24 protein-coding genes are annotated in these 24,383 nt (G+C 67.6%); 16 read left to right on the top strand and 8 right to left on the bottom strand.

Annotation, left to right across the window (positions count from 1 at the left end; all coding sequences use genetic code 11):
* Window positions 1-43 precede the first annotated feature (43 nt).
* The 6 genes from AC6LJ9_RS03965 to AC6LJ9_RS03940 are packed head-to-tail and all read right to left on the bottom strand — an operon-like array spanning window position 44 to window position 6,042.
* The gene (locus AC6LJ9_RS03965; protein ID WP_498146509.1) at window positions 44-1,021 is read right to left on the bottom strand and encodes a Csu type fimbrial protein; all 978 of its coding nucleotides are present in this window, start codon (window positions 1,019-1,021) and stop codon (window positions 44-46) included.
* Between the two features lie 11 nt (window positions 1,022-1,032).
* Window positions 1,033-3,492, bottom strand: coding sequence for a fimbria/pilus outer membrane usher protein (locus AC6LJ9_RS03960; protein ID WP_498146583.1), 2,460 nt, complete (start codon window positions 3,490-3,492; stop codon window positions 1,033-1,035).
* Between the two features lie 13 nt (window positions 3,493-3,505).
* Entirely contained in the window at window positions 3,506-4,306 is an 801-nt protein-coding gene (locus AC6LJ9_RS03955) for a fimbrial biogenesis chaperone (RefSeq protein WP_498146508.1), read from the bottom strand.
* A gap of 11 nt (window positions 4,307-4,317) precedes the next feature.
* Window positions 4,318-4,872 (bottom strand): Csu type fimbrial protein, encoded by a 555-nt coding sequence (locus AC6LJ9_RS03950; RefSeq protein ID WP_498146507.1) that lies wholly within the window; start codon window positions 4,870-4,872, stop codon window positions 4,318-4,320.
* A complete protein-coding gene (locus AC6LJ9_RS03945; RefSeq protein ID WP_498146506.1) occupies window positions 4,866-5,390 on the bottom strand; it encodes a Csu type fimbrial protein in 525 nt (174 codons plus the stop codon). The genes AC6LJ9_RS03950 and AC6LJ9_RS03945 overlap by 7 nt, the downstream gene beginning before the upstream one ends.
* Window positions 5,391-5,442: 52 nt before the next feature.
* A complete protein-coding gene (locus tag AC6LJ9_RS03940) occupies window positions 5,443-6,042 on the bottom strand; it encodes a Csu type fimbrial protein (RefSeq protein ID WP_498146505.1) in 600 nt (199 codons plus the stop codon).
* Window positions 6,043-6,281: 239 nt separating this feature from the next.
* On the opposite strand from AC6LJ9_RS03940, the gene thpR reads away from it, so the two are divergent.
* From thpR to AC6LJ9_RS03910, 6 genes are all read left to right on the top strand, one after another.
* Entirely contained in the window at window positions 6,282-6,827 is a 546-nt protein-coding gene (gene thpR / locus AC6LJ9_RS03935; protein WP_498146504.1) for an RNA 2',3'-cyclic phosphodiesterase, read from the top strand.
* Between the two features lie 43 nt (window positions 6,828-6,870).
* Window positions 6,871-7,431, top strand: a complete 561-nt coding sequence (locus AC6LJ9_RS03930; RefSeq protein ID WP_498146503.1) for a 5'-3'-deoxyribonucleotidase — start codon at window positions 6,871-6,873, stop codon at window positions 7,429-7,431.
* A gap of 429 nt (window positions 7,432-7,860) precedes the next feature.
* Window positions 7,861-10,173, top strand: a complete 2,313-nt coding sequence (locus AC6LJ9_RS03925) for an autotransporter domain-containing protein (RefSeq protein ID WP_498146502.1) — start codon at window positions 7,861-7,863, stop codon at window positions 10,171-10,173.
* Between the two features lie 93 nt (window positions 10,174-10,266).
* Window positions 10,267-11,604 carry an NAD(P)H-dependent oxidoreductase gene (locus AC6LJ9_RS03920; protein WP_212319283.1) on the top strand — a complete coding sequence of 446 codons (1,338 nt, stop codon included), beginning with the start codon at window positions 10,267-10,269 and terminating at the stop codon, window positions 11,602-11,604.
* A gap of 45 nt (window positions 11,605-11,649) precedes the next feature.
* Window positions 11,650-11,862: an antitoxin VbhA family protein gene (locus AC6LJ9_RS03915; protein WP_498141874.1), complete on the top strand. Its 213-nt coding sequence runs from the start codon at window positions 11,650-11,652 to the stop codon at window positions 11,860-11,862.
* A 35-nt stretch (window positions 11,863-11,897) separates the two neighbouring features.
* Window positions 11,898-12,518, top strand: coding sequence for a Fic/DOC family protein (locus tag AC6LJ9_RS03910; protein ID WP_498146501.1), 621 nt, complete (start codon window positions 11,898-11,900; stop codon window positions 12,516-12,518).
* A 126-nt stretch (window positions 12,519-12,644) separates the two neighbouring features.
* On the opposite strand, the gene AC6LJ9_RS03905 is transcribed toward AC6LJ9_RS03910, so the two are convergent.
* On the bottom strand, window positions 12,645-13,391 hold the full coding sequence (locus AC6LJ9_RS03905) for a FadR/GntR family transcriptional regulator (protein ID WP_103271286.1): 747 nt from the start codon (window positions 13,389-13,391) through the stop codon (window positions 12,645-12,647).
* Between the two features lie 134 nt (window positions 13,392-13,525).
* Window positions 13,526-14,263, bottom strand: coding sequence for an SDR family NAD(P)-dependent oxidoreductase (locus AC6LJ9_RS03900; RefSeq protein ID WP_498146500.1), 738 nt, complete (start codon window positions 14,261-14,263; stop codon window positions 13,526-13,528).
* Between the two features lie 167 nt (window positions 14,264-14,430).
* On the opposite strand from AC6LJ9_RS03900, the gene AC6LJ9_RS03895 reads away from it, so the two are divergent.
* From AC6LJ9_RS03895 to AC6LJ9_RS03850, 10 genes are all read left to right on the top strand, one after another.
* Complete coding sequence (locus tag AC6LJ9_RS03895) at window positions 14,431-15,231, top strand: shikimate dehydrogenase family protein (RefSeq protein WP_498146499.1); 801 nt, start codon at window positions 14,431-14,433, stop codon at window positions 15,229-15,231.
* A 70-nt stretch (window positions 15,232-15,301) separates the two neighbouring features.
* The gene (locus AC6LJ9_RS03890) at window positions 15,302-16,537 is read left to right on the top strand and encodes a branched-chain amino acid ABC transporter substrate-binding protein (RefSeq protein WP_498146498.1); all 1,236 of its coding nucleotides are present in this window, start codon (window positions 15,302-15,304) and stop codon (window positions 16,535-16,537) included.
* A 139-nt stretch (window positions 16,538-16,676) separates the two neighbouring features.
* Entirely contained in the window at window positions 16,677-17,618 is a 942-nt protein-coding gene (locus AC6LJ9_RS03885) for a branched-chain amino acid ABC transporter permease (protein WP_498146497.1), read from the top strand.
* The gene (locus tag AC6LJ9_RS03880; RefSeq protein ID WP_498146496.1) at window positions 17,615-18,895 is read left to right on the top strand and encodes a branched-chain amino acid ABC transporter permease; all 1,281 of its coding nucleotides are present in this window, start codon (window positions 17,615-17,617) and stop codon (window positions 18,893-18,895) included. The genes AC6LJ9_RS03885 and AC6LJ9_RS03880 overlap by 4 nt, the downstream gene beginning before the upstream one ends.
* Window positions 18,892-19,644, top strand: a complete 753-nt coding sequence (locus AC6LJ9_RS03875; protein WP_498146495.1) for an ABC transporter ATP-binding protein — start codon at window positions 18,892-18,894, stop codon at window positions 19,642-19,644. Before AC6LJ9_RS03880 ends, AC6LJ9_RS03875 begins: the two co-directional genes overlap by 4 nt.
* Before the next feature lie 71 nt (window positions 19,645-19,715).
* The gene (locus AC6LJ9_RS03870; protein ID WP_498146582.1) at window positions 19,716-20,438 is read left to right on the top strand and encodes an ABC transporter ATP-binding protein; all 723 of its coding nucleotides are present in this window, start codon (window positions 19,716-19,718) and stop codon (window positions 20,436-20,438) included.
* A gap of 32 nt (window positions 20,439-20,470) precedes the next feature.
* Window positions 20,471-21,259: an SDR family NAD(P)-dependent oxidoreductase gene (locus AC6LJ9_RS03865; protein ID WP_498146494.1), complete on the top strand. Its 789-nt coding sequence runs from the start codon at window positions 20,471-20,473 to the stop codon at window positions 21,257-21,259.
* A gap of 35 nt (window positions 21,260-21,294) precedes the next feature.
* Entirely contained in the window at window positions 21,295-23,478 is a 2,184-nt protein-coding gene (locus AC6LJ9_RS03860) for an alpha-ketoacid dehydrogenase subunit alpha/beta (protein WP_498146493.1), read from the top strand.
* On the top strand, window positions 23,475-23,990 hold the full coding sequence (locus tag AC6LJ9_RS03855) for a VOC family protein (RefSeq protein ID WP_498146492.1): 516 nt from the start codon (window positions 23,475-23,477) through the stop codon (window positions 23,988-23,990). Before AC6LJ9_RS03860 ends, AC6LJ9_RS03855 begins: the two co-directional genes overlap by 4 nt.
* Before the next feature lie 9 nt (window positions 23,991-23,999).
* The coding region (locus AC6LJ9_RS03850) for a biotin/lipoyl-containing protein (RefSeq protein WP_498146491.1) at window positions 24,000-24,383 on the top strand (384 nt) is incomplete at its 3' end.

The following is a 24,383-nucleotide window of genomic DNA, read 5'->3' as shown; positions in this document are numbered from 1 at the left end:
ATGCTCAGATAGCCAGCCGCGCCGGCCAGCGCCACAACCGCCGTCAGTACTCTATTGTCATGATCGGCCGATCCATATAGGCGCCCACCGGCACGTCGGCCTGCTGGGTGTTGATGCGCCCTTCTATCGCTATTGATTGATTGAGACCCATGCCCGTGCCGTTGAGCGGCGCGCCCTGGCTGATGATGTTGCCTGTGCCCGGCTGGTAGAGCTGGTATTCGATGTAGTTATTGCCAGGTCCTTTCATCCTGCGCATGCCGTTGGCGGGATTTTCCCCATCGTCGACGTAGAATTTATATGGCGCCAGCAACGTGCAATAGACTTCCAGATTGGCGGTCGACGACTTGAACATCGAGACCAGCGGCTGGGCGCCAAAGTTCAACGTGGCCGTCGCGCCATTGATATTGCAGGACTTGCGCACGTTGATGGCGACGTTGACGGTCGTATTCGCGGTGCCGCTATGCCAGAAAAATGGGGCGCAAAATCCAAGCGCGCCAAACGAGCAGTAGCCCCACTCCCACCTGAGGGAAATGATGTCGGTGTATTTGCCGGCGATCGGCACCGCGTTGGCCTGCGTTTCCAGGAAGAGCTGCACGCTGCCGCCCACAGAACCGCCCAGCCCCAGGAAACTGAGTCCGCCTTGCGGCAGATTAACCTGCTGGCCAAATGGCAAGTTGATGGTACTTTTCGCATCGCTGTACAGCTTGTAGGGCACGCGGAAGGCGCCCCCTGACGATGCGACCATCGAACCCCCATTGGCGCTCAATGCCGTCACCTTGAGTTCGGAATTTGTCCCGAGATTGACAAGCGAAAAGAAATTGCATTGAAAGCTGGAATCGAATTGCCGCGAATTCTGGCTCTTGTAGAGCTCCCAGGAATAGAACGCGCCGAAGTCGACGGGCGGCGCGATGCCACCCTGGCAATTCTGGACGACCTGGGCCGGGGTCTGCGCCCGGCCAGCTGCCGCCATGCCGGCCATCAGCGCCAGGAAAACCAGTAACGATCGAAGCAGGATGCGCATGATGAATGGGCTCATTGGCAGGTAAGGGCGCCGAGGCGGACGATGCCGGTCTGCGGCGGCGGGGAACCGAGGGACACCTGGCAGGCGGGCTTGCCGTCGGCGGGCAGCACGCTCAAGGTCGGGGCGGCCGGCAGCGCTTCCAGGTAGACCTCGCCTTCGCGGCCGACCCAGGCGACATCCTTGCCGTCTGCCTGGACCCGGCTGCCGGCGGCTACCTGACGGCCGTCGCCATGCATCGCCGAGAACACGCCCGCCCGCAGCTTTTCGATAGGAAAGCGCAACAGCAGCCCGCTGCGGTCGCGGACGGCGGCCTGGGTCTTGGCCACGGGAATCTTCACGTCCGCCGGCAGATTCACCGGATCGATCCCGATATGCGCGGCATACCAGGATGTGACGGAGGGAATCAGCAGGTGGCCGTTGGCATCGGTCACGCCCACGTCCTGGTTCTCGAAACTCACGGGCACGCCGGCGTAGCCATCGGTGGAGACCAGGGCGAAGGCGTCGGTCACGGGCCGGGCCAGATGCAATGCGCCGTCCATGGCGATGATCGATCCGCCCAGTTGCGCCCATTGCGTCAACTCGCTGCGCTGGCCGTAGACGCCGCCGCGCAGGTCGAAGCGCCGGGCGCGCCAGTTGATCTCGGCCTGGCGGTACATATCGTCCGCCGTGGCATGGCTGGCGCCCAGGCTCCAGCCGACGCCGCCAGCCAGGGGCGCGGCTTTCGCATAGCCGACCTGTTCCGTGCGCCGACCGTCGCGGTCGCGGCTGACGCTGGCGCTGGCGCTGGCGCCCTCGCCCAGCGAGATCGACAAGGACAGCTGGGCGCCGAAACCCGACGAGCCGATCTCGCGATTGGCGCTGGTATACAGGTTCATTCCTTGTCCCAGCGGCAAGCCGTAGGACAGGTTGAGCAGGCGCGTGCGCTGGCCGGGGCCATAGTCCATATCGAACCAGCCCAAGCCCAGCGCGCCGTAGCTGCCCATGGACAGGCTGGCGGTGGCCTGGTCTTCCCGCCTGGCCAGGCGGCCCGTGTTCCGGTACAGGCCCAGGTTCGCGAAACCCTCGTCGCGCTGTGTGCGCCGCAGCCCCACGCTGAAGTTCTGGTTGGCATACGAATAGCCGAGCGACCATTGCCGGCCGTTGAGGGCGCTGTCGTTGTACTCCGGACCGCCGCGCGTCGCCGGCGCGCGCCCCAGCATCACTTCGACGATCGACCGCGCGCGCGGGTCCTGCGCCTGCGGTTGGCCGATCTTGCCTGGTGCTGCGTGGCTGGCGGCGATCGAGGCATTGACCACGCCCAGCATTCCCACCTGGATGTTCGAGCCAAGGCCGCCGGCGGCGAAACCGGGCGCCCCCTGCGCCCAGGCGGTTCCGGTCCATCCGGAACTCAGGCCCCGGCGAACCACGCCGCTGGCGGCGATGTCGCCATAATCGAAGGAGACCACACCGTACTGCCTGCGCAGCACGCCCACAGAGGCGCTGTAGTCCGTCAAGCCCGGACTCAGCAGCTCATTCGACACATAGAAAGACACTTCCTGGCTGACCTCCCGGCCCAGCGCATCGCGCGTGACCACCGTGGCTGTGCCGGCGCCGTTGATATAGGGCAGGCTTTGCACCGTGAACGGCCCCGGCCCGACCTCGCGCGTGCCCATGCGATAGTTGTTGATGAACAGGTCCACCGCCGTCGGCACGGCCGCCTGGCCGGCGAACTGCGGCACGGGGTAGGTCACCAGGTCTGGCCGCGTGGCGAAGTTGCGCCCGATCTGCACGCCCGCCATGCGCACGGAACTGGAATCGGCCAGGGAGTCGGTCACGAGATCGCCCAGGACGTACTTGCGCATGGTGGCGGGGTCGTTATAGCGCCATTGCGTGTCGTAGCGCATGAAACGCGGGCCGCCCGTCGTGTACTGCCCGCGCAGGGAACCGCGCCACGCGCCAGTCGACGACAGCGCGCCAAAGGGACTGAACAGGCGTTGCTCGCTCCACGCCGAGAACGTCGACGTGTGGCGGTTCCGGTTGAAATACGCGTCGTAGTTCAGCAGCACGCCGGTCGAGCTGTCGGCCTGTATCGACGGCCTGGCCTGCGCCTGCATGTCGACCATCTGTTGCGGCAGCCAGTCCGTCGGCACGGTCACCGCCAGCTGTTGCGCCGCGTTGTTCAAGGCCACCTGGACGCCAGGAATCTGGTCCACCGCGACCACGTCCTGGTCCGGCGACTCGACCTTCACGCCCAGATGCTTCAGCACGGAGGCCGGCAGGTAGTAGTGGCCCTGCCGGTACTCCACCTTCTGGATCTCGCCGGCGGACTTGCCGTTGACCAGCACGTCCAGGTAGAGCGTGCCGTCCGGCATCGAGAATGCGCCGCTCTCGGTTTGGGCCTCGGCGTTCCACCCGCAGGCGGCCAGCGACAGGATGGCGAGGAGCCGGCGCGATCGCGCCGCGCGGGTTCGCCTGATGAGCATGGAAGACATGGACACGGCCGCTTCAACGCCCCGGGATCGTCCGCGATTCGCGGTCGCTGTTGATATTGGCCTTCAAGGTGCCGCCGGCCTGGACGGCGGCCGGCGCGTCGAAACGCATTTCGGCGCCCGGCAACACATAGCCGAGCAGCCCAGGCACGGACCAGACTTCGCGGCCGCCCAGCGCATAGCTGACATGGGACAGGCGCGCATGCACCGCGCCGGTGTTGCGCACCACCAGCTGGCGCTGGCCCTGCTTGCCCTGGATGGAATAACTCAGTTCCGGCTGGGCGGCTTTCGCGTCCGGATGCTTGCGCGCATCCTCGCGCGTCCATGCGCCCTGCCCGCTGACAAAGAGCGGCACGGAATAGCGCAGCTGGAAAGCCAGGCCGGCGCCGCCCTGGTTGGCGGGTTGGGGCGCCGCCGCGCCGTCCTGGCCTTCGCCCACAGTCCGCGCCGCGCCGTCGCTGGGAATCTCGTCGATGAGGATGCGATAGGCATCTTCCTTGCCGGCCTGGACCACGACGGTGCGGATCAGGCGCAGCAGCTGGCGCTGGCCCGGCTTGATCTCGGCCGCGGGCGGACTGACCACGATGTGGTCCTGCGGCGCCAGCTCGTCCGTGCCATTGGCCTGGCTCCAGCGCAATGCGCGGATCTGGATCCGGGAGGCAGACTGTCCATTGTTCTCCAGCCAGATCGCGGCGCCGGATTCGTCATGTTCGATGACCGGATCAATCGGCCAGACCAGAATGGAGGTCGCGGCGGGCGCGGCGCTGGACAGGCACAGCGCAAGCAGCGCGCCGGCGGAGCGGACTAGGGATTTCATGGGAAGGAGGATCAGTAGTAGACAGTGACGATCAATTCGTCGGTGTAGACGCCCGGCGAGGGCTGTGTGGCGGCGCTTTGCAATTTGGCGTAGACCGGCAGCTCGATGCGCCCGCCGGGCGCCGTCATCCGCATGCCTTCGCTGTTCGCGCCCCAGCGCAGGCTGTGGCTGCTGTCGCGGTACAGCTCATACTTGAGGACATTGCCGCTGGTGGCGTGCTTCAACTTGCGCCCGGATGCCGACGCGCCCGCGTTCTGGCCGTCGTTGATATCCACCCGGAAATCGGTGCCGGGCGTGCAGGTCATCACGACGCTGCCCGCGCCGACCGAGGATACGGTCGTCATATCCTTGTCGAGCTTTTGCACCGTACCGAAATCGATAACGCCCAATGATTGGCCTAGCTGCGCCGAACCCAATGCCCCGAACCAGCAGCCGGCAGTAATCTCGGCCCGCACCGTCAACCGCTGGGTCACCGTCTCGGCGCCCGCCCCTCCCGCATGACTCAACACGCAGGCAAGCAGCGTCGATAACACGCCGCGCACTGGCCACCGCCGCGCGACTACCATTGAATCGTCACCTTGACCGTATCGCTGTACACGCCGTTAACCGGGGTCGACTGACGATCGATCGCCGCGTAGACGGGTATCGTTTCCTCGGTCCCGGTGCCGGACCGCGCCACCGGCGCCACCGCAGTCCAGGGCACGCTCATGGCGGCGTCGCTGTACAGCGCGTAGCGGACCAGCGCGCCGGTCGGACCTTTCAACTGGCGCTGCGAACCCGCATCGTTCTGGCCCGCGCCCAGCACCACGCGATAGGGCACGCCCGCCGCGCATTGCACGCGGATGCCCGATGCGCCCGCGCCGCTCGTCGTTTTCACGCCGTGGGAGAGGCTGGAGTACGAACCAAAGTCGACTTTGCCGAAGGCGTCCGGCGCGCCGCCCGGCGCCAAGGCGCCGGCCGAGCAGAGATTGGCGACCACGGCGCGCACGCCCAAGGTCGCGCTACCAGAATGCGAAAAACTCTGCGCGCCCGCCGGCGCGATGGCTGCGACGCACAACAGGGAAAAGAGAAAGCGGCTAGGCATGATGGCTTCCGGGGGCCGGCGTCGATGCGCCAGCCCCGCGCGGGGTGACGGTTTACCAGCTGACGGTCATCGTGACGACATCGGAGTACTTGCCCGATCCAGGCGTTTTCGCCATGGCGGGAATGCGGCCGTAGACCACCATCTCGGCCTCGCCGCCGCTGCCATTGCCAAGGTAGGGGTTCTTGCTGTCCCAGGCCTTCTGACGGGCGGCATCCTGGTACAGGACGTAGGGCACGTACTCGACGCCCTGCGCGCCGGTCATGGCCATGCGGCGGGTATCGCCATCCACGTTGCGCCCGTTGTCCAGCGATACGCGGTAATCCACGCCCGAGGTGCAATTGAGCTTGATGACCGCTCCCCCGGTGCCCCTGGCCTGCCCGTCGATCGCGGAGGTCAGGGCGGAGACTTCGCCGAAGCTCAGGGTGCCGAAGTTATTGGCGGTCGTCGTGCCGTTGACGACTTCGCAGCCCTTGCCGATCGTCAGTTCGACGCCAAGTTTGCCCTGCACCTGGCCCGTGGAATAGGTGGGAGCGGCCGGGGCGGCCGGGGTTGTGGTTGTGGCCGCGGCCGCGGCGCCGGTGTTGGCGAACGACGTCGCGGAAAACGCGCAAACAACGCACGCAAGGGAACTGCTCAGGAGGGTCTTCTTCATGAGAGGGCTCGGGTTCTATCCGGTGGTGTGGAAGGTAAATTCGGCGCACCGCCCGTGGCGCGCTGCAATTCGAAGGCATTACATCAACCCCGCCGCGCGCCCAGCATCAGACGATTCCGAATACCTTACAAACAGCTGTCATAAACTCGTCATATAGCTATCGATTCAGAACTGTCCGACCCCCATCAAGGTAACAACGCACCCCGACGACCGCATCGACCGACGCTTACAATCGGCGCATGTCCACCATGCGCCTCTTCTACGCCCTCTGGCCCGACGCCGCCCTCGCCAATACCCTGGCCGGCTGGGCCGGGCAGGCCCGGCCCGCCACCGGCGGGCGGATCATGCGCACCGAGACCTTGCACCTGACGCTCGCCTTCCTCGGCAACATCGACATGGAAACCGCCGAGGAACTGATCGACGCCACGCCCGTGCATCGCCTTGAACCCGGCGCCCTCACGCTCGACCAGTACGGCGTCTTCAACCGCCAGCGCATCCTCTGGGCCGGCCCCTCCCGCACCCCCGACGACCTGCAAGCCATCCACGACGGCCTGTGGCTATGGCTGTCCGGCTACGGCGTTCAAGCGCCCGCGCAACCGTTCCGTCCCCACGTCACCCTGCTGCGCGACATCGACCCCGCCAAGGCCCCGGAAGCAGCCCCCGAACCGCTGACCTGGCACTACGACCGCATGGTGCTCGTCGCCTCTGAATCCAGGCAGGATGGCAGCCGCTACCGCGTCGTCGCCCAATCCCGCCCACAGCCCCACCCTCAGCCCGCCGCCTGAGCGCTCTGGCACAATCTGCGGGTCGCAACGACCCGGGATCCCCATGATCATCCTGCTCGACCAAGACGGCGTGCTCGCCGACTTCGAACACGCCTTCATCGACGCCTGGCGCGCCCGCCATCCCGATATCGCGCCGGTGGCCTTCGACGACCGCAAGTCCTTCTACATCCGCGAGGACTACGCGCCCGAGTTGCGCGCCAAGGCCGAAGCCATCTACACCGCGCCCGGCTTCATCCGCAGCCTGCCGCCCGTGCCCGGCGCGCTCGATGCCGTCAAGGAACTGCTGGCGCTGGGCATGGACGTGCGCATCTGCACCTCGCCGCTGTCGCAATTCGAGAACTGCGTGGCGGAGAAATACCTGTGGGTGGAAAAGCACCTGGGCCGCGACGCCACCAACCGGCTGATCCTGACCAAGGACAAGACCCTGGTCCACGGCAACCTGCTGATCGACGACAAGCCTCGCATCCTGGGCGCGGTCAAGCCGCGCTGGAAACACATCCTGTTCGACGCGCCCTACAACCGCGAAGTGACCGACCGCCCCCGCATCACCTGGAGCAACTGGCGCAACGTGCTGGCGGGCGAGCTATACGCGGCGGACGCCTAGCGCGCGGTCCCGCAAACGGACCCGCATGACGACATGCATCGATCTGCGTCAAGGCCGGGCGTGAACCGCCGCCGTGAAACGCCACCCAATGCCGGCCCGCGGGCCGGCATTTTTTTTCGCCCGCCACATGCCCGGCACAGGCACGCCCCGCGGGCGCGGCGACGCGCGATCGCCTCAAGGCAGCGAACGTCGGTTTGTTATGGAAAATTCCAATTGACAAAAATAGTAAATAAATAATTAAAAATCCATGGTTTGAGATTTTTCTTATTAAACCTCTGATTACTTCTACTTAGTCTTAAGACTCCCCCTTTCCCCTGCGAGCCGGCATGACGCGCACGGGAACCTCGCGGCGGCGGCATTGCCCGCGCCAGACCGCGCCCGCCGCTGGCGCGCCAGGGAAGTTCATGCACAGACAAGTAGGTGATTCAAATGGAAGGTCGTCCTTTCCGCCCGCGCCAGCTCTCGCTACTGATCGGCTTCCTGCTGCTCCCCTCGGCATACGCCGGACAAGACGCTCCCCCGACCATGCCTCGCAATCCCGCAAAAGAAGTCACGCCGCACGATCTGGATCCGCAGGGCGAGAACTTCTGGGGTACGGATGCCACGCTCATCTCCAACGATGGCAACACGATTTTGGGACTTAGCTGTATCGCCACCGCGCCGGGATCGAACGGGTGCTCGACCAGCGCCCTCGTCTGGACCAATGGCTTGGCCAACCCGACGGTCCTGGAGGCGCATGGCAACCGGCACACCCATGCCGCGGCGGTGTCCGCCGATGGTGGCATCATCGCGGGATACGGCGCGCTACCGTCGGGCTCCAGAGTTGCGACCGCCTGGATCAACGGCCCCACCTACACGGCGATCCAACTGCACCACGACCTCGACAAGTTCACCTCGCAAGCGACCGGGATTTCCGCCGACGGCTCGGTGATCATCGGAACCGCGTCCGGATGGGCGGGAAATATGCAGTCGTACCGCAACCAGGCGCTCTTGTGGAGCAATGGCTCGACCATGGCCACGCAACTCCAGGCGCTTCCCGGCGATTCGAGCTCCACCGCCGGGTTCGTCTCCGCTGACGGCTCGGTGATTGCGGGATCCTCCTTCAGCGGTTCCTACCAACAACACGCCGTCACCTGGACCAACGGCTCCACCACCGCGACCGACCTGGGCGTAAGCGAAGGCCAGTCTGCTTCCGGCGTGACCGGCATTTCCGCCAATGGCTCCGTCATCGTGGGCTGGTCCGGGGACGCCGAAGCGTTCAACCGGCAGGCCGTCTCCTGGACCAACGGCGCGACCTCCCCCACCAACCTGGGCACGCTCGAGGGCGGCACGGACTCCATCGCCAAGGCCGTGTCCGCCGATGGCTCGGTGATTGTCGGCAACGCCAATCTCGGCGCCCACCCGGAGCTCACGCATGCGGTGTCATGGAGCCATGGCGCGACCACTCCAACGGATCTGGGATCCCTCCACCCATACGACTCGTCGACCGCCACCGCCGTTTCCGCCAATGGCGCGGTCATCATCGGTTCGTCATCCGCCCCCAGTTTCTGGAACTACGCTGTGGCCTGGATCAACGGCGCCACCACGCCCACGGCCCTGGGAACCCTGGGAAGCAACTACAGCCAGGCCAATGCCATCTCGGCCGACGGAACCGTCGTCGTCGGGTCATCTCTGGTCCCCGGCGGCGATATGCATGCCGTCCTGTGGAAGCTTCCCGCGCCAACGCCGAATCCTGATCCCGATCCTGATCCCGATCCGAATCCCGATCCCGGCCCCAATCCCGACCCCAATCCCGATCCCGATCCCGGCGAGGATGACGACGGCATCGTCATGGTCGATGTGGACAACACCATCCAGACCGTCGGCAGCCTGGCCAACGACACCTTCTCCGCCTTTGAAACCCAGCGCCTGGCCCTGGACCGCCTGCGGCGCGGCTGCGATGCGTCCACCCCTGGCACGTCCTGCTATTCCCTCATGACCGACCTGGGCAAGGCCGGCTCGGACGCCCACACGCTTTCCGGCGTCTCGTTCGGGCACGCCTTCACCGAGCACTTCTCCGCAGGCGTCTCCCTGGCCACCTCCGTCGGACAAGCCCTGCCCGGCAGCCTGAACCGCAAGGGCGGCAACCTGGGCGGCGGCCTGCATGCCCAATGGCGCGGCGGCACCCCCGGCGGCAGCTGGTACTTGCGCGGCGCTGTCGCCGCCAATACGCACGGTATCGAACGCACCCGCACAGTCATGAACCACACCGAAGCAGGATCCGGCAACAGCCGCATCAAGGGCTGGGAAGCCTCGCTCGAATTGGGCCGCACCCACGCCCTGAACCGGGCCGCCTCCGTGAGCTACTACGGCGGCCTGCGCCGCAGCGACCTGCGCATGGCCGGCTATACCGAGGACAATGCAGCCTTCCCCTTCACCTATGCCGACGCATCCTACCGCCTGACCACCGCCTATGTCGGCGCCACCTATGCAAAGCCCTTGTCGCCCAAGCTGACCTGGTCGCTCAACGCGGAACTCGAACAGGATCTTTCCGGCCACGGCCCCCGCGTCATCGCCACGGCCGAGCACATCGGCAAGCTCAACATGGATTCGGATTTCACACGCACCCGCGCACGCCTGTCCTCCACCGCGTCCTATGCGCTGAACCCCAAGTTCCGCATCAACATCACGCCCTACGTCGGACGCACCGCCACCCGGGAAACCGACTTCGGCGTCACCGTGGGCATCAGCGGCAGGTTCTGAACCGAACCAGGATGGTGCGAGCGGGGGCGCTATCCAGCTGACATGGTTTGGATCTATCCTGTACGGCGACATGCCCTGTACAGGAGCGTTTCCATGAATCTGCATCGCCTGCTCAAGCAGCGGGAAGCCGACAAGAAGCCGCTGCGCGTCGCGCTGCTGGGCGCCGGCAAGTTCGGTTCCATGTTCATGAGCCAGGCCGCGCGCACGCCCGGCCTGCGCCTGGTGGCGGTGGCCGACCTGTCGCCGGGACGGGCGCGCGCCGCGCTGACCCGGGTGGGCTGGCCGGCGGCCGCGCTCAACGCCGAGAGCACCGCCGACGCGCTCAAGAACGGCAAGGTCTATTTCACCGACGACACCGATGCCGTCATCGCCAGCCCCGACGTCGAGATCGTGGTCGACGCGACCGGCCAGGCGGCCGCCGGCGTCGAGCACGTGCTGGCGTGCTGCCAACACGGCAAGCACATCATCATGGTCAACGTCGAGGCCGACGCGCTGGCCGGGCCGCTGCTGGCGCGCCGCGCGCGCGAGGCCGGCATCGTCTATTCGCTGGCCTACGGCGACCAGCCCGCGCTGATCTGCGAAATGGTCGACTGGGCGCGCGCCTGCGGCTTCGAGGTCATGGCCGCCGGCAAGGGCACCAAGTACCTGCCCGAATTCCATACCTCCACGCCCGACACGGTCTGGCCGTACTACGGTTTCACCGCTGAAATGGTCGCCGCCGGCGATTTCAACGCGCAGATGTTCAACAGCTTCCTGGACGGCACCAAGAGCGCCATCGAGATGGCCGCCGTGTCCAACGCCACCGGCCTGCAGCCCTCGCCGTCCGGCCTGCACTTCCCGCCCTGCGGCGTGGACGACCTGGCGCGCGTGCTGCGGCCGCGCGAGGACGGCGGCATCCTGCACCATCGCGGGCAGGTGGAAGTGGTGTCGTCGCTGGAGCGCGACGGCCGGCCGGTATTCCGCGACCTGCGCTGGGGCGTGTACGTGACGCTGGCGGCCGACAGCGACTACGTGCGCCGCTGCTTCAAGGAATACGGACTGGTCACCGATCCCGGCGGCAACTACACCGCCATGTACAAGCCCCATCACCTGCTGGGCCTGGAACTGGGCGTCAGCGTGGCCAGCGTCGGCCTGCGCCGCGAACCCACCGGCGCGCCGGCCGGCTGGCATGGCGACGTGGTGGCCACCGCCAAGCGCGACCTGCCCGCCGGACAGGCGCTGGACGGCGAAGGCGGCTACACGGTTTATGGCCGGCTGATGCCGGCGCGCGATTCGGTCGAGGAAGGCTACCTGCCGCTGGGCCTGTCGCACCAGGTCAAGCTCAAGCACGCCGTGCGCCAGTCGCAGCCGATACGCTGGCGCGATGTGGAATACGACGAGCAGTCCACGGCCTTGCGCTTCCGGCGGGAGATGGAGCAGATCTTCGCGTAGGGCTACTGCGGTAAAATCGAGTGATCGGATTTACGGAGGCCGCCCATGCCGGACTCGAACGAATTTTCGCTGCGGGAGCGCCAGCGCGCATTCGACAACGCCCTGGCAAGCCAGCGCCTGGAAGGTCTGGAGCCTGATGCGCGCACGGTTGCGGAACTGGCCTTGGTCGTGAAAGGCGAACTGACTTTCGACACCGTACTGGAACGCCTGCAAACGCGGATCACCGCCGGTGAGTTCCAGCAGATGCCGGTCCGGTAGACCGGCATTTTTCTACCGCCAGCGCTGTCCAGGATATGGTCAAGTACCCGGCAAACGCGCATGATCCTTACGTCGATCAGAAATCAGGCGTATTGAAGAATCGTCTGGGCATTGCCGACGATGCCATCCTCCAGAGGGTCGAGGCCTCCCTCACGTTCCTGCGGTCCTATGAAGTGGCGCGAACTCCCATCCAGGGAGTGTTCGACCTGGCCCATCTGCAAGCAATCCACAAACGGCTGTTTGGCGACCTCTATGACTGGGCCGGCCAAATCAGGACCGTCGACATATCGAAAGGCAATACGCGCTTCGCGAGTTTTCAGCAGATAGAGAGCTACGCGCCCGAAATCACTCGGCCGCTGCAACGCGAAAAGTACTTGAGGGGCCTCGACATCGACATGTTCTGCCAGCGCGCAGGACACTATCTAGGCGAATTCAACGTCCTGCATCCTTTCAGGGAAGGCAATGGCCGGTCGATCCGCGAGTTCATCAGCCAACTCGCGCGCGACGCTGGATATGCCCTGAACTGGACGGGCATAGAACAGGCAGAAATGATCCAGGCTTCGATCGAAGCCTACCAAGGTGACTCTTCGCACCTGGCCCGCATCATTCGCAGCCGCATCACAGATCTCGGTCAGGAACGCGGGCTCAACACCTAGGCCGGAATCCGATTCGGGATAAGGGGAGTCCGCCACGAATACACTCGAAGCGGACTCGGCACATGGCACTAGCCCGGCCGCGCATGGTGAAATCAGCTTGCAAGCAAGCGCAGCCCAGGCAATACCTCAAACCGGCGCCGGACGCTCCGCCTGGAACAGCCGCAGCCGATCCGCCGCATTGCGCAGATGCTGTTCCGCCGCGCGGCCAGCCGCGTCGGGATCCCCCGCCTCGATGGCCGCGAAGATCGCCTGGTGTTCGCTCTGCACCGCCGCCATGCGCTCGGTGTACATGCGCGCGGTGTTGTTGCGCGCGCTGCGGATCACGCGGCGCACGTTGGCTTCCAGGTAGTCGTTCAGCGCCACCAGGTGCGGGTTGTGGGTGGCCTGCACGATGGCGAGGTGGAACTGGTAGTCCTCTTCGTCGCCCAGCTTGTCGTTGACCAGCGCGTATTCCATGCCGACCAGCGCCTGCTTCATCTTCTTCAGGTCCTGGTCGCCACGGCGCTGCGCGGCGTAGCGCGCCGCCGTCACCTCGATGGACAGCATCAGTTCCAGGATGTGTTCCAGCTCCTGGCTGTCGCCCGGCGCGGGCGCGGCGATGCGGAAGGCGTTCTTCTGGAAGTTGGGGTCCACGAACACGCCGCTGCCTTGCTGCGAGGTGACCAGGCCCTCGGACTTCAGGCGGGCCAGGGCCTCGCGCACCACGGCGCGGCTGACGGCGTAGATTTCGGTCAGCTGCTTCTCGGTGGGCAGGCGGTCGCCGGGCGCGAGCGCGCCCTGGCGGATCTGTTCGGCCAGGGCGTCGGCCACTGACGCGGACAGCGAACTGCGGGGCGCGGCGCGCGCGGAATCCTGATCTTGACTGGGCTGCATAGGGAAACGTGAAGATTCGGCGGCTCGCGGGGCGGCCGCCTTGGGCTTATAGGAATGTCTCGACGTTCTGTTGCGGCGGACGCCTGCGAAAAGTATAGGGTTTGCCGGTATGCCGGGCGCCGCCGCACTGCACTTTACGCGATATAGATGCCCCCGTTCACCTGCATGACCTCACCGGTCACGAAGGCCGCCAGCGGCGAGCACAGGAAGGCGATCGGGCCGGCGATTTCCTCGGCCGAGCCGAAACGGCGCAGCGGCGTGCTGGCCAGCAGCTGGTCACCCTTCTGGCCGATCAGGTCGTTGGTCATGGAGGTGGCGATGATGCCGGGCGCGACCGCGTTCACGCGCACCTTGGGCGCCAGCTCCAGCGCCAGGCTGCGGGTGAAGCTCTGCACCGCGCCCTTGGACGCCGAATAGGCGGCGTGCGCGTAGCTGCCGCGCTGGGCCGCCAGCGAGGTCAGCAGCACGATGGAGCCGTTCTCGCGCAGGTGGCGCTCGGCGGCGCGGCAGACGTAGAAGGTGCCGTCCAGGTTCACGCCCATCAGCTTCTTCCAGCCCTGGTCGGTGGTGTCGCGCACCAGGCTTTCCGGATAGATGCCGGCGCAGTGCACCAAGTGGTCCAGCCCGCCGAAGTCCTGAGCGGCCTGGGCCAGCGCCCGGTCACAGTCGGCCGAGGACGACACGTCCAGCGCGTAGGCGCGCACGCGCTCACCACCGGGATCCAGCTCGGCCGCCACCTGCGCCAGGCGCGCGCCATCGATGTCGGTCAATGCCAGGCGCGCGCCGTGCGCGGCCATCAGCCTGGCGGTAGCCAGCCCGATGCCGTTGCCCGCGCCCGTGATGGCGATCACCTGCCGTTCGAATGAAATCATCTTGTCTCCGTCTGCTTGACACGGCAAAAACGCTTGCCCTATGATTTATCGGACAACTTAATAAAGTTGCCTGACAACTTGCCTGAAAGCGTAAATCACTTGGCGCGAACAGGCAAGCGGATCAGAAAACACGGCGCCAAGCCGCAGGACAGGCAGGGGACAATCAGGTGGAAATCACCGGCAGCACAACCGTATACGCGATCGCGGCGGACCCGATCGCACACGTCAAGACGCCGCAGCGGCTCAACGCCCTGCTGCGCGAGCGCGGCGCCGATGGCGTCATGGTCCCGTTCCACGTCTCGCCCGACGGCCTGCCGGCGCTGTTCGCCGGCCTGCGCGGCTTGCGCAACCTGGGCGGGCTGGTCGTCACCGTGCCCCACAAGGAACAGGCCGCCGTCCTGTGCGACGAGATCACGCCGGCCGCGCGCCTGATCGGCGCCGTCAACGCGATCCGCCTGCGCGACGGCAAGCTGGCCGGCGGCAATTTCGACGGGCTGGGCTTCGTGGCCGGCCTGCGCGCCCAGGGCCATGAACCCGCCGGCCGCCGCGTCTACCTGGCCGGCCTGGGCGGCGCGGGCAAGGCCATCGCCTGTGCCCTGGCCGACGCCGGCCCGGCCCGCCTGGATCTGTACAACCGCTCCCCCGAACGCGCCCGCGAGTTCGCCGCGCGCCTGTCGGCCGCCTACCCCGCGCTGGACATCCGCCTGGCCGACGCCGCGCCCGGCGCCGATTGCGAGATCGCCGTCAACGCCACTTCGCTGGGCCTGTCCGACACCGATCCCCTGCCCTTCCCCCTTGATGCGCTGCCCGCCGGCGCGGTCGTGGCCGACGCCGTGATGAGCCGCGTCGACACGCCGCTGCTGCGCGCCGCCGCCGCGCGCGGCCTGCGCACGCACGCCGGCCTGCACATGCTGGAAGGACAGATCGCCGAGATTGCCCGCTACCTGGGCATACCGGAGTCGCGCTAGGGTCCGCCCCGCCAGCGCGCTCGCTTGATCCACGGATTCACCACACTCCCGTTCCACGGAGGAGACACGCATGAAATTGGCTTTCACCACCGGCCTGCTGTGCCTGGCCGGCATCGCCGCCTCGGCGCAGGCCGCGCCCGTCAAGATCGGCCTGATCGAGACGCTGTCCGGCCCGCAGGCCTCGACCGGCCTGATCTTCCGCGCCGCGGTCAAGTACCAGCTGGACCGCATCAACGCCGCCGGCGGCTGGAACGGCCAGCCGCTGGAACTGGTCGAGTTCGACAACCAGGGCGGCCCGGTGGGCGCGTCCGACCGCTTCCGCGCGGCCGCCGCCGAAGGCGTGCAGATCCTGGTGCAGGGTTCCTCGTCCGCCATTTCCGGCCAGCTGACCGAAGACGTGCGCAAGCACAACCTGCGCAATCCCGGCAAGGAAGTGCTGTTCCTGAACGTGGGCGGCGAGGCGCTGGAACTGACCGGCCAGAAGTGCCACTTCTACCATTTCCGCTTCGCCACCAACGCCGACCTGCGCGTCAAGGCGCTGACCTCGGTCATGTCGGCCGACGGCACGCTGGGCAAGCGCGTCTACGCCATCAACCAGAACTATTCCTGGGGCCAGGACATGGAAGGCGCCACCGAGCGCTTCGCCAAGCAGTACGGCTATGAAGTGGTCGGCAAGACCCTGCACGAGGTCAACAAGATCCAGGACTTCGCGCCCTATGTCGCGCGCATCCGCTCGGCCAATCCCGACACCGTCATCACCGGCAACTGGTCCAACGACCTGCTGCTGCTGATGAAGGCCACCCAGGCCGCCGGCCTGAAGGTGCGCTTCGCCACCGTGTTCCTGGACCAGGTGGGCAATCTGGCCAACGCTGGCGAAGTCGCGCTGGGCCACTACATCGCCCACCCGTACAACATCGAGGCCGCCGGCGAGGAAGGCGCCAGGTTCGCCGAGGACTACAAGGCCAAGACCGGCCACTACCCCAGCTACACCGAGCCGCAGACCGTGATCGGCGTCACCTTCCTGGGCGAGGCGCTCAAGCAGGTCAAGCCGCAGGACGGCAAGCTGTCGGTGCCGGAACTGGCCAAGGCGCTGGAGAAGGTCACCTACACCTCGTCGCTGGGCACTTACACCATGCGCGCCGAGGACCACCAGGTGCAACTGCCGATGGTGGTGTCCAAGGTCGGCAAGAACGCCAAGTACAAGGCCGACGACACCGACATGGGCTTCGAGCCGGTCAAGGTGCTAAGCGCCGCCGACGTGTCGGCGCCGGTGCAGTCCACTTGCAAGATGGTCCGCCCGAACTGATGCGGCTGGGGGCGGGCCGCGCTCGCGGCCCGTCCGATCACCCGCAGGAAACAACGCCCGCCGGCGCGGGGCCGGCCACGACAGGGCGCGATGGATCGCGCGGCGCATCGCGCCCGCGCGCAGGATTTATGGAGCGGACATGGAATACTTTACCGTCTCGCTGTTGAACGGCGTGATTTACGGCCTGCTGCTGTTCATGGTGTCGGCAGGCCTGACACTGATTTTCGGGATGATGGGCGTGCTGAACTTCGCGCACGCCTCGTTCTACATGATAGGCGCCTATGCCGCCTATACCTTGACCCCGGTCACGGGCTTCTGGGCCGCGCTGGCGCTGGCCACCGTGATCTCGGGCGCGCTGGGCATGGCGGTGGAGCGCTACTTCCTGCGCCGCGTGCACAAGTTCGGCCACGCGCAGGAATTGCTGGTCACCTTCGGCCTGGCCTTCATCGTGGCCGAGCTGGTCAAGCTCTTCTACGGCGACTTTCCGGTCGACTACCGCGTGCCGCAGTTCCTGAACTTCGCGGCCTTCCGCGTGTTCGACGCCGACTACCCCTTCTACCGCCTGCTGATGGGCGGCGTGTCGCTGGCCATGTTCGCGGCGATCTACCTGCTGCTGTCTCGCACCCGCGTCGGCATCGTGGTGCGCTCGGCCATCTACCGCCCGCGCATGGCCGAGGCGCTGGGCCACAACGTGCCGCTGGTGTTCATGAGCGTGTTCGGCGTGGGCGCGGCCATGGCCGGCCTGGCCGGCGCGGTGGCCGGCGCCTTCTACACCACCAACCCCAACATGGCGCTGGAACTGGGCGTGCTGGTGTTCGTGGTGGTGGTCGTGGGCGGACTGGGTTCGCTCGGCGGCGCCATGATCGCCTCGCTGCTGATCGGCCTGATCAGCTCTTTCTCGGTCGGCATCGACGCCAGCCTGGCCACGCTGTTCGGCCTGTTCGGCGCCGGTGAGTGGGCCGAGAGCATGGGCGGATTGATGACGGTGAAGATATCCAGCCTGGCGGCGACCCTGCCCTTCCTGCTGATGCTGGTGGTGCTGCTGGTCAAGCCTTCGGGCCTGAAGGGAGAACAGGCATGAGCCAATCGACAACCCATGCTCGCCGCGCCTCGGGCGCGCTGCTGCTGATCCTGTGCGTGGCCGCGCTGTGCGCGCTGCCCTGGCTGCTGCCCCCGGGCCAGCTGGTGGCCGCGGTGCAGATGCTGATCGCGGCGCTGTTCGCCTGCGCCTTCAACCTGCTGGCCGGCCAGGGCGGCATGCTGTCCTTCGGCCACGCCGCCTACTTCGGCGTCGGCACCTTCGCCACCATCCATGCCATGAACGCGCTGGGCGGCGCCGGGCTGCTGCCCACGCCGCTGATGCCGCTGGTCGGCGGCGTGGCCGGCCTGCTGTTCGGGCTGGTCGCGGGCTGGTTCGCCACCATGCGGTCGGGCGTGTATTTCTCGATGATCACGCTGGCCCTGGCCGAGCTGCTGCACGCGCTGGCGCCACACCTGAAGGGTGTGTTCGGTGGCGAGGCCGGCCTGTCGGCCATGCGCATGCCGGCCTGGGGTTTCTCGTTCGGCTCGGACATCGAGGTCTATTTCCTGGTGCTGGCCTGGGTGCTGGTGTCGCTGGCGGCGCTGTACGGCCTGACCCGCACGCCGCTGGGACGGCTCACGCTGGGCCTGCGCGAGAACGCGCACCGCCTGCGCTACCTGGGCTACCGTCCGCACACGCTCAAGACGCTGGTGTTCGCGCTGTCCGCCATGTTCGCCGGCATCGCCGGCGGCCTGCAGGCGCTCAACATCGAGGCCGGCAACTACGTGTTGTTCGAGGTCAAGCTGTCCACCGACGCGGTGCTGTTCGCCTACATCGGCGGCGTCAACGCCTTCCTGGGTCCGGTGCTGGGCGCGTCCATCCTGACCTTCCTGTCGCAGACGCTGGCCGACATCACCCGCTCGTGGCTGCTGTACCAGGGCATCCTGTTCGTGCTGGTGATGCTGTTCGTGCCGGACGGCCTGGTCGGCCTGGTGCAGCGCGCCGCCCGCTCGCTGCGCGAGCGCGGCCTGGCCGACTGGCTGCCGCGCGCCGCCGTATCGACGGCAGGCGGCCTGCTGCTGACGGCCGGCACGGTCTTCACGGTGGAACTGCTGCAACGCATGTTCGCCCGCGACTACCGCTCGCTGCTGGCCCTGAACCCCGACGCCGGCTGGCCGGCCATTTCCCTGTTCGGCCGCGAATGGGCGCCGCTGGCGCTGTCGACTTGGCTGATTCCGCTGGCGCTGCTGGCCGCGGGCCTCGTGGCCTGCCGCTGGGCGCTGGCGCTGTGGCGCGACGGCGACTCGGCCGCCCCCGCCCTGGAGACGGCGCAATGAACCACGACATCCTCACTCTCACCGACCTGCGCAAGTCCTTCGGCGACGCGCAGATCATCCGCGGCGTGAACCTGGCGGTGCGCGCCGGCGAACGCCACGCGGTCATCGGTCCCAACGGCGCCGGCAAGTCCACGCTGTTTCACCTGATGTCGGGCTCGTTCGCGCCGACGTCCGGCGACATCAGCCTGCAATCGCGCGCCATCGGCGGCCTGGCGCCCGAGCGCATCAACCGCCTGGGCCTGGCGCGCTCGTTCCAGATCACCAATGTGTTCCCGCGCCTGTCGGTGCGCGAGAACCTGCGGCTGGCGGTGCTGCGCATGCACGGCCTGGTCTACACCTTCTGGCGTCCCGTCGCGCGCAACCGCGCCGTCAACGAAGACGTGGACCGCCTGCTGGAAAAGGTGCGACTGGCGCCGCGCCAGCACGTGGCGGCCGGCGACCTGAACTATTCGGAACAGCGCTCGCTGGAAATCGGCATGACGCTGGCCTCGCGGCCGCGCGTGATCCTGCTCGACGAGCCCATGGCCGGCATGTCCCAGCATGAAGTGGACTACACGGTCGAGCTGATCAAGGACGTGACGCGCGACTGCACGCTGCTGATCGTCGAGCACGACATGCAGGTGGTGTTCTCGCTGGCCGACCGCATCAGCGTGCTGGTGTATGGCGAGATCCTGGCCACCGGCACGCCCGCCGAGATCCGTGGCGACGCCCGCGTGCGCGAGGCCTATCTCGGGGAGGAAGCCGTATGAGCCAGCACGCCACCCATCCCGCCGCCGCCTCCAAGGGGAACAACAACGCGCGCAGCGCGAAGGACGACGCGATGAGCGCGCAAACCGGGGAACTGCTCAGCCTGCGGGGCGTGCACGCCCACTACGGCAAGAGCCATATCCTGCATGGCATCGACCTGGCCATCGGCCGAGGCGAAGTCATCAGCCTGCTGGGCCGCAACGGCGCCGGCCGCTCCACCACCATGAAAAGCATCATGGGCCTGGTGGACGTGACCGGCGGGCAGATCAGCATCGAAGGGCGCGACATCACCAACAAGCGCCCCTTCGAGATCGCCCGCGCGGGCCTGGGTTTCGTGCCCGAGGAACGCGAGGTCTTCGCCAACCTGACGGTGGACGAAAACCTGCGCATGGGCGAGCAGCCGCGCCGCGCCGACGCGCCGTTCTGGACCGTCGAGCAGATGTTCGACTACTTCCCGCGCCTGAAGGAACGGCGCGGCACCCGCGCCGGCAACCTGTCGGGCGGCGAGCAGCAGATGCTGACCATGTGCCGCTCGCTGCTGGGCAATCCCAAGGTCATGCTGATCGACGAGCCGACCGAGGGCCTGGCGCCCAAGATCGTGGAAGTGATCGCCGACGTGATCCGCGACATCCACCAGCGCGGCGTGTCGGTGGTGCTGGTCGAGCAGAAGCTGACCATCGCGCTGAAGGTCTCCACCCGCGTCAGCGTGATGGGCCACGGCCGCATCGTTTTCGAAGGACCGCCCGCCGAGCTGCAGCAGCGCCAGGACGTGGTCCAGGAATGGCTGGCGGTCTGAGCCGCCGCCCACAACCATCATAGGCAATCATCTTGCAACAGACTCCCGACACCGTGTACGCCGACCTGCGCGGCCAGACCGTCGTCATCACCGGCGGCGCCAAGGGCATCGGCTACGCCGCCGCCCAGGCCTTCGTGCGCCAGGGCGCGCGCGTGGCCCTGCTGGACATGGACGAGGCCGCGCTGGCCGTCGCCGTCGCCGGCCTGCAGGCCGAGGGCGGCGAGGCCCTGGCCTGCCAGGCCTCGGTCACCGACGCCGACGCGGTCGAGCGCGCCTTCGCCCAGGTCGAGCAGGCCTGGAGCCGCATCGACGTGCTGGTCAACAACGCCGGCATCTCGGCCAACAAGCCCACGCTGGAAGTCAGCGCCGAGGAATGGCGCCGCGCCGTGGACATCAACCTGACCGGCGTGTTCCTGTGCGCCCAGGCCGCCGGCCGCCGCATGGTGCCGGCCGGCGCCGGCTGCATCATCAACCTGGCCTCCATGTACGGCGTGGTGGCCGCGCCCGACCGCGCCGCCTACTGCGCCACCAAGGGCGCGGTGGTGCTGCTGACCGAGACGCTGGCCGTGGAATGGGGCCCGCTGGGCGTGCGCGTGAACGCGCTGGCGCCCGGCTACGTCGAGACCGACCTGGTGCGCGACCTGGCCGCGCGCGGCCGCCTCGACCCCGAACGACTGAAGCAGCGCACGCCGCTGCGGCGCCTGGCGCAGCCGGCCGAAATGGCCGACCTGGCGGTGTTCCTGGCCTCGCGCCAGGCCGCCTACATCACCGGACACACCCTGGTGGCAGACGGCGGCTGGAGCCGCTACAGCTACCTCTAAAACTCTTCACGCCCGACATTTCTGGAGATTCACTCATGGCCACCCATCACCCGCTTGCGCCGCAAGCGCCCTGGCGCCAACTGACGGTCGACGCCAAGGACTGGCAACAGGCCGATCCGGCGCTGCTGTCCAACATGCTGACGCAGCTGCACTGGATCCGCGCCTTCGAGGAAGCGGTGCTGGAACTGGCCGCCGAAGGCCTGGTGCACGGCCCGGCGCACTCGTCCGTGGGCCAGGAAGGCGGCGCGGTCGGCTCGGTGCTGGCGCTGGGCGCCGGCGACCAGATCAACGGCTCGCACCGCGGCCACCACCAGTTCCTGGCCAAGGCGCTGCAACACGTCGCGCCGCAAGGGCTGGACCTGCGCAACCCGATCAACGCCGCCGTCGACGAAGTGCTGCAACGCACGCTGGCCGAGATCATGGGCCTGGCGCAAGGCTATTGCCGCGGCCGTGGCGGCTCCATGCACCTGCGCTGGCTCGAGGCCGGCGCGCTGGGCACCAACGCCATCGTCGGCGGCGGCGTGCCGCTGGCCGCCGGCGCGGGCTGGGCGCACAAGCACGCCGGCACCGACCGCGTGGCCGTGACCTACTTCGGCGACGGCGCGGTCAACATCGGCTCGGTGCTGGAAACCATGAACCTGACCGCGGCCTGGAAAACGCCGCTGTGCTTCTTCATCGAGAACAACCGCTACGCGGTCTCGACCACGGTCGAGGAATCCACCGCCGAACCGCGCCTGTCGGCGCGCGGCCTGGCCTTCAACATCCCGTCGTGGCAGGTGGACGGCATGGACCCGCTGGCCGTGTACCTGGCCATGTCGGAAGCCGTGGCGCACATGCGCGCCGGCAAGGGCCCGACCATCATCGAAGTGGACGTGTACCGCTACTTCCACCAGAACGGCCCCTTCCCCGGCAGCGCCTTCGGCTACCGCAGCAAGGACGAGGAAGCGCAATGGCGCCGCCGCGACCCGCTGGACAAGGTCGCCGCCGAGATGATCGGCCGCAAGCTCATCACCCAGGCGGAAGTCGACGCGCTGCGCCAGCGCTGCAAGGACGTGATGAAGGACGTGGCCGGCCGCCTGACCGAGGCCGCCGACGGCGGCAAGCGCCGCGTGCGCGCCGACCTGTGGCCCAGCCCTGACTTCCGCGACGTGGGCCTGCGCAGCGACGGCTCGGAACTGGCCGGCCTGCGCTACCAGGAAGCCTCGGAACACGCCGGCGAGCGCGTCGAGCGCAAGTTCGTCGACGCCATCGCCGACGTGCTGGACCGCCGCATGGAAACCGATCCCGGCGTGGTGGTGCTGGGCGAGGACGTGCACCGCCTGAAGGGCGGCACCAACGGCGCCACGCGCGGCCTGAAGGACAAGTATCCGGACCGCGTGCTGGGCACCCCGATCTCCGAGAACGCCTTCGCCGGCCTGGGCGGCGGCCTGGCCATGGACGGCCGCTACCGTCCGATCGTCGAGTTCATGTACCCCGACTTCATGTGGGTCGCGGCCGACCAGGTCTTCAACCAGATCGGCAAGGCCCGCCACATGTTCGGCGGCGACATCGACGTGCCCTTCGTGCTGCGCACCAAGGTCGCGATGGGCACGGGCTACGGCTCGCAGCACTCGATGGACCCGGCCGGCATCTTCGCCACCGCGCCCGGCTGGCGCATCGTGGCGCCGTCCTCGCCCTACGACTACGTCGGCCTGATGAACACCGCGCTGGCGTCCAAGGATCCAGTGCTGGTGATCGAGCACGTGGACCTGTACGGTTCGTCGGGCGAGGTGCCCACGGGCGACCTGGACTATGCCATCCCCTTCGGCAAGGCGCAGGTGCGCCGCCAGGGCGGCAAGGTCACCATCCTGACCTACCTGTCCATGGTCAGCCGCGCGCTCAAGGCCGCCGAGGCCGCCGGCGTCGACGCCGAGATCATCGACCTGCGCACGCTGGACCGCGCCAGCCTGGACTGGGACACCATCGGCGAGAGCATCAAGAAGACCAACAACGTGCTGATCGTCGAACAGGGCGCGCGCGGCACGTCCTACGGCGCCATGCTGGCCGACGAGATCCAGCGCCGCTGGTTCGACTGGCTGGACCAGCCCGTCAAGCGCGTCACGGGCGGCGAGGCCTCGCCCAGCATCTCCAAGGTGCTGGAACGCGCCGCCTTCGCCGACACCGAGGAAGTCATGGCCGGCCTGGCCGACGTGCTGGCCGACCTGGGAGAGCAGGCATGAACGCGCCCGAACAGGCCCGCCTGCGCATGACGGTGCCGATGGAAGTCGGCATCTGCTGCGCAGACCTGGACAGGATGCTGGCCTTCTACACCGGCGTGCTGGGGCTGGCGCTGGTCAACCGCGTGAGCGTGCCCGCCGACAAGGCGGCCGCCACCGGCCTGACCTCGGCCGGCTACGACGTGGCGCGGCTGCAGACCAGCTACGGCGAGCGCGTCAAGCTGCTGCAGCCCGCCGTGGCGCCCCAGCCGCGCCCGGCCGCCGGCGCCATCCTGGACCGCCAGGGCGCCACCTATCTCACCTTCATCGTGCGCGACCTGCCCGGCGTGGTGCGCCAGCTGCAAGCGCAGGGCGTGACGTTCGACAGCGCGCCCGCGCCGATGGAAGTGCGCCCCGGCACCTGGCTGGCGTTCTTCCGCGATCCCGAAGGCAATGTGCTGGAGCTGGTGGAGTACGAAGACCCCGCCGCCTATCGACCCGACCTCCAGCCCGACACGGCCGCCGCCGCTGAATAGGACATCAACGTGGCATACCTCATCAAGCTTCCCTCCGTGGCCGCCGACACCTCGGGCGGCAATCTGCACCAGTGGCTCAAGCAGGAAGGCGACACGGTCGCCGTCGGCGACGCGCTGGCCGAAATCGAGACCGAGAAGGCCATCGTCGAGATCAACGCCGAACACGCCGGCGTGCTCGGCCGCATCGTCGTGGCCGCCGGCGCCGCGTCGGTGCCGGTGAACACCGTGCTGGGCGTGCTGCTGGCCGACGGCGAGGACGCCTCCGCCATCGAGCGCGCGCTGGCCGAACAGGGCGTGGCCCCGGCCGCAGCACCGGCTGCCGCAGCACCGGCTGCCGCACCCCCCGCCTCTTCGAGCTGCGCCGCCACCACGACCTGCGCGCCCGCCACGGCC

This window comes from Achromobacter sp. 1011811831, assembly GCF_059760905.1.
The sequence above is the reverse complement of the archived record's forward strand: the minus strand, read 5'-3'. Positions and strand labels throughout refer to the sequence as shown.

Coding starts and splice junctions, on each gene's coding strand:
- AC6LJ9_RS03965 (WP_498146509.1), bottom strand. CDS start 1,021: ATGCGCATCCTGCTTCGATCGTTACTGGTTTTCCTGGCGCTGATGGCC.
- AC6LJ9_RS03960 (WP_498146583.1), bottom strand. CDS start 3,492: ATGTCTTCCATGCTCATCAGGCGAACCCGCGCGGCGCGATCGCGCCGG.
- AC6LJ9_RS03955 (WP_498146508.1), bottom strand. CDS start 4,306: ATGAAATCCCTAGTCCGCTCCGCCGGCGCGCTGCTTGCGCTGTGCCTG.
- AC6LJ9_RS03950 (WP_498146507.1), bottom strand. CDS start 4,872: ATGGTAGTCGCGCGGCGGTGGCCAGTGCGCGGCGTGTTATCGACGCTG.
- AC6LJ9_RS03945 (WP_498146506.1), bottom strand. CDS start 5,390: ATGCCTAGCCGCTTTCTCTTTTCCCTGTTGTGCGTCGCAGCCATCGCG.
- AC6LJ9_RS03940 (WP_498146505.1), bottom strand. CDS start 6,042: ATGAAGAAGACCCTCCTGAGCAGTTCCCTTGCGTGCGTTGTTTGCGCG.
- thpR (WP_498146504.1), top strand. CDS start 6,282: ATGTCCACCATGCGCCTCTTCTACGCCCTCTGGCCCGACGCCGCCCTC.
- AC6LJ9_RS03930 (WP_498146503.1), top strand. CDS start 6,871: ATGATCATCCTGCTCGACCAAGACGGCGTGCTCGCCGACTTCGAACAC.
- AC6LJ9_RS03925 (WP_498146502.1), top strand. CDS start 7,861: ATGGAAGGTCGTCCTTTCCGCCCGCGCCAGCTCTCGCTACTGATCGGC.
- AC6LJ9_RS03920 (WP_212319283.1), top strand. CDS start 10,267: ATGAATCTGCATCGCCTGCTCAAGCAGCGGGAAGCCGACAAGAAGCCG.
- AC6LJ9_RS03915 (WP_498141874.1), top strand. CDS start 11,650: ATGCCGGACTCGAACGAATTTTCGCTGCGGGAGCGCCAGCGCGCATTC.
- AC6LJ9_RS03910 (WP_498146501.1), top strand. CDS start 11,898: ATGGTCAAGTACCCGGCAAACGCGCATGATCCTTACGTCGATCAGAAA.
- AC6LJ9_RS03905 (WP_103271286.1), bottom strand. CDS start 13,391: ATGCAGCCCAGTCAAGATCAGGATTCCGCGCGCGCCGCGCCCCGCAGT.
- AC6LJ9_RS03900 (WP_498146500.1), bottom strand. CDS start 14,263: ATGATTTCATTCGAACGGCAGGTGATCGCCATCACGGGCGCGGGCAAC.
- AC6LJ9_RS03890 (WP_498146498.1), top strand. CDS start 15,302: ATGAAATTGGCTTTCACCACCGGCCTGCTGTGCCTGGCCGGCATCGCC.
- AC6LJ9_RS03885 (WP_498146497.1), top strand. CDS start 16,677: ATGGAATACTTTACCGTCTCGCTGTTGAACGGCGTGATTTACGGCCTG.
- AC6LJ9_RS03880 (WP_498146496.1), top strand. CDS start 17,615: ATGAGCCAATCGACAACCCATGCTCGCCGCGCCTCGGGCGCGCTGCTG.
- AC6LJ9_RS03875 (WP_498146495.1), top strand. CDS start 18,892: ATGAACCACGACATCCTCACTCTCACCGACCTGCGCAAGTCCTTCGGC.
- AC6LJ9_RS03870 (WP_498146582.1), top strand. CDS start 19,716: ATGAGCGCGCAAACCGGGGAACTGCTCAGCCTGCGGGGCGTGCACGCC.
- AC6LJ9_RS03860 (WP_498146493.1), top strand. CDS start 21,295: ATGGCCACCCATCACCCGCTTGCGCCGCAAGCGCCCTGGCGCCAACTG.
- AC6LJ9_RS03855 (WP_498146492.1), top strand. CDS start 23,475: ATGAACGCGCCCGAACAGGCCCGCCTGCGCATGACGGTGCCGATGGAA.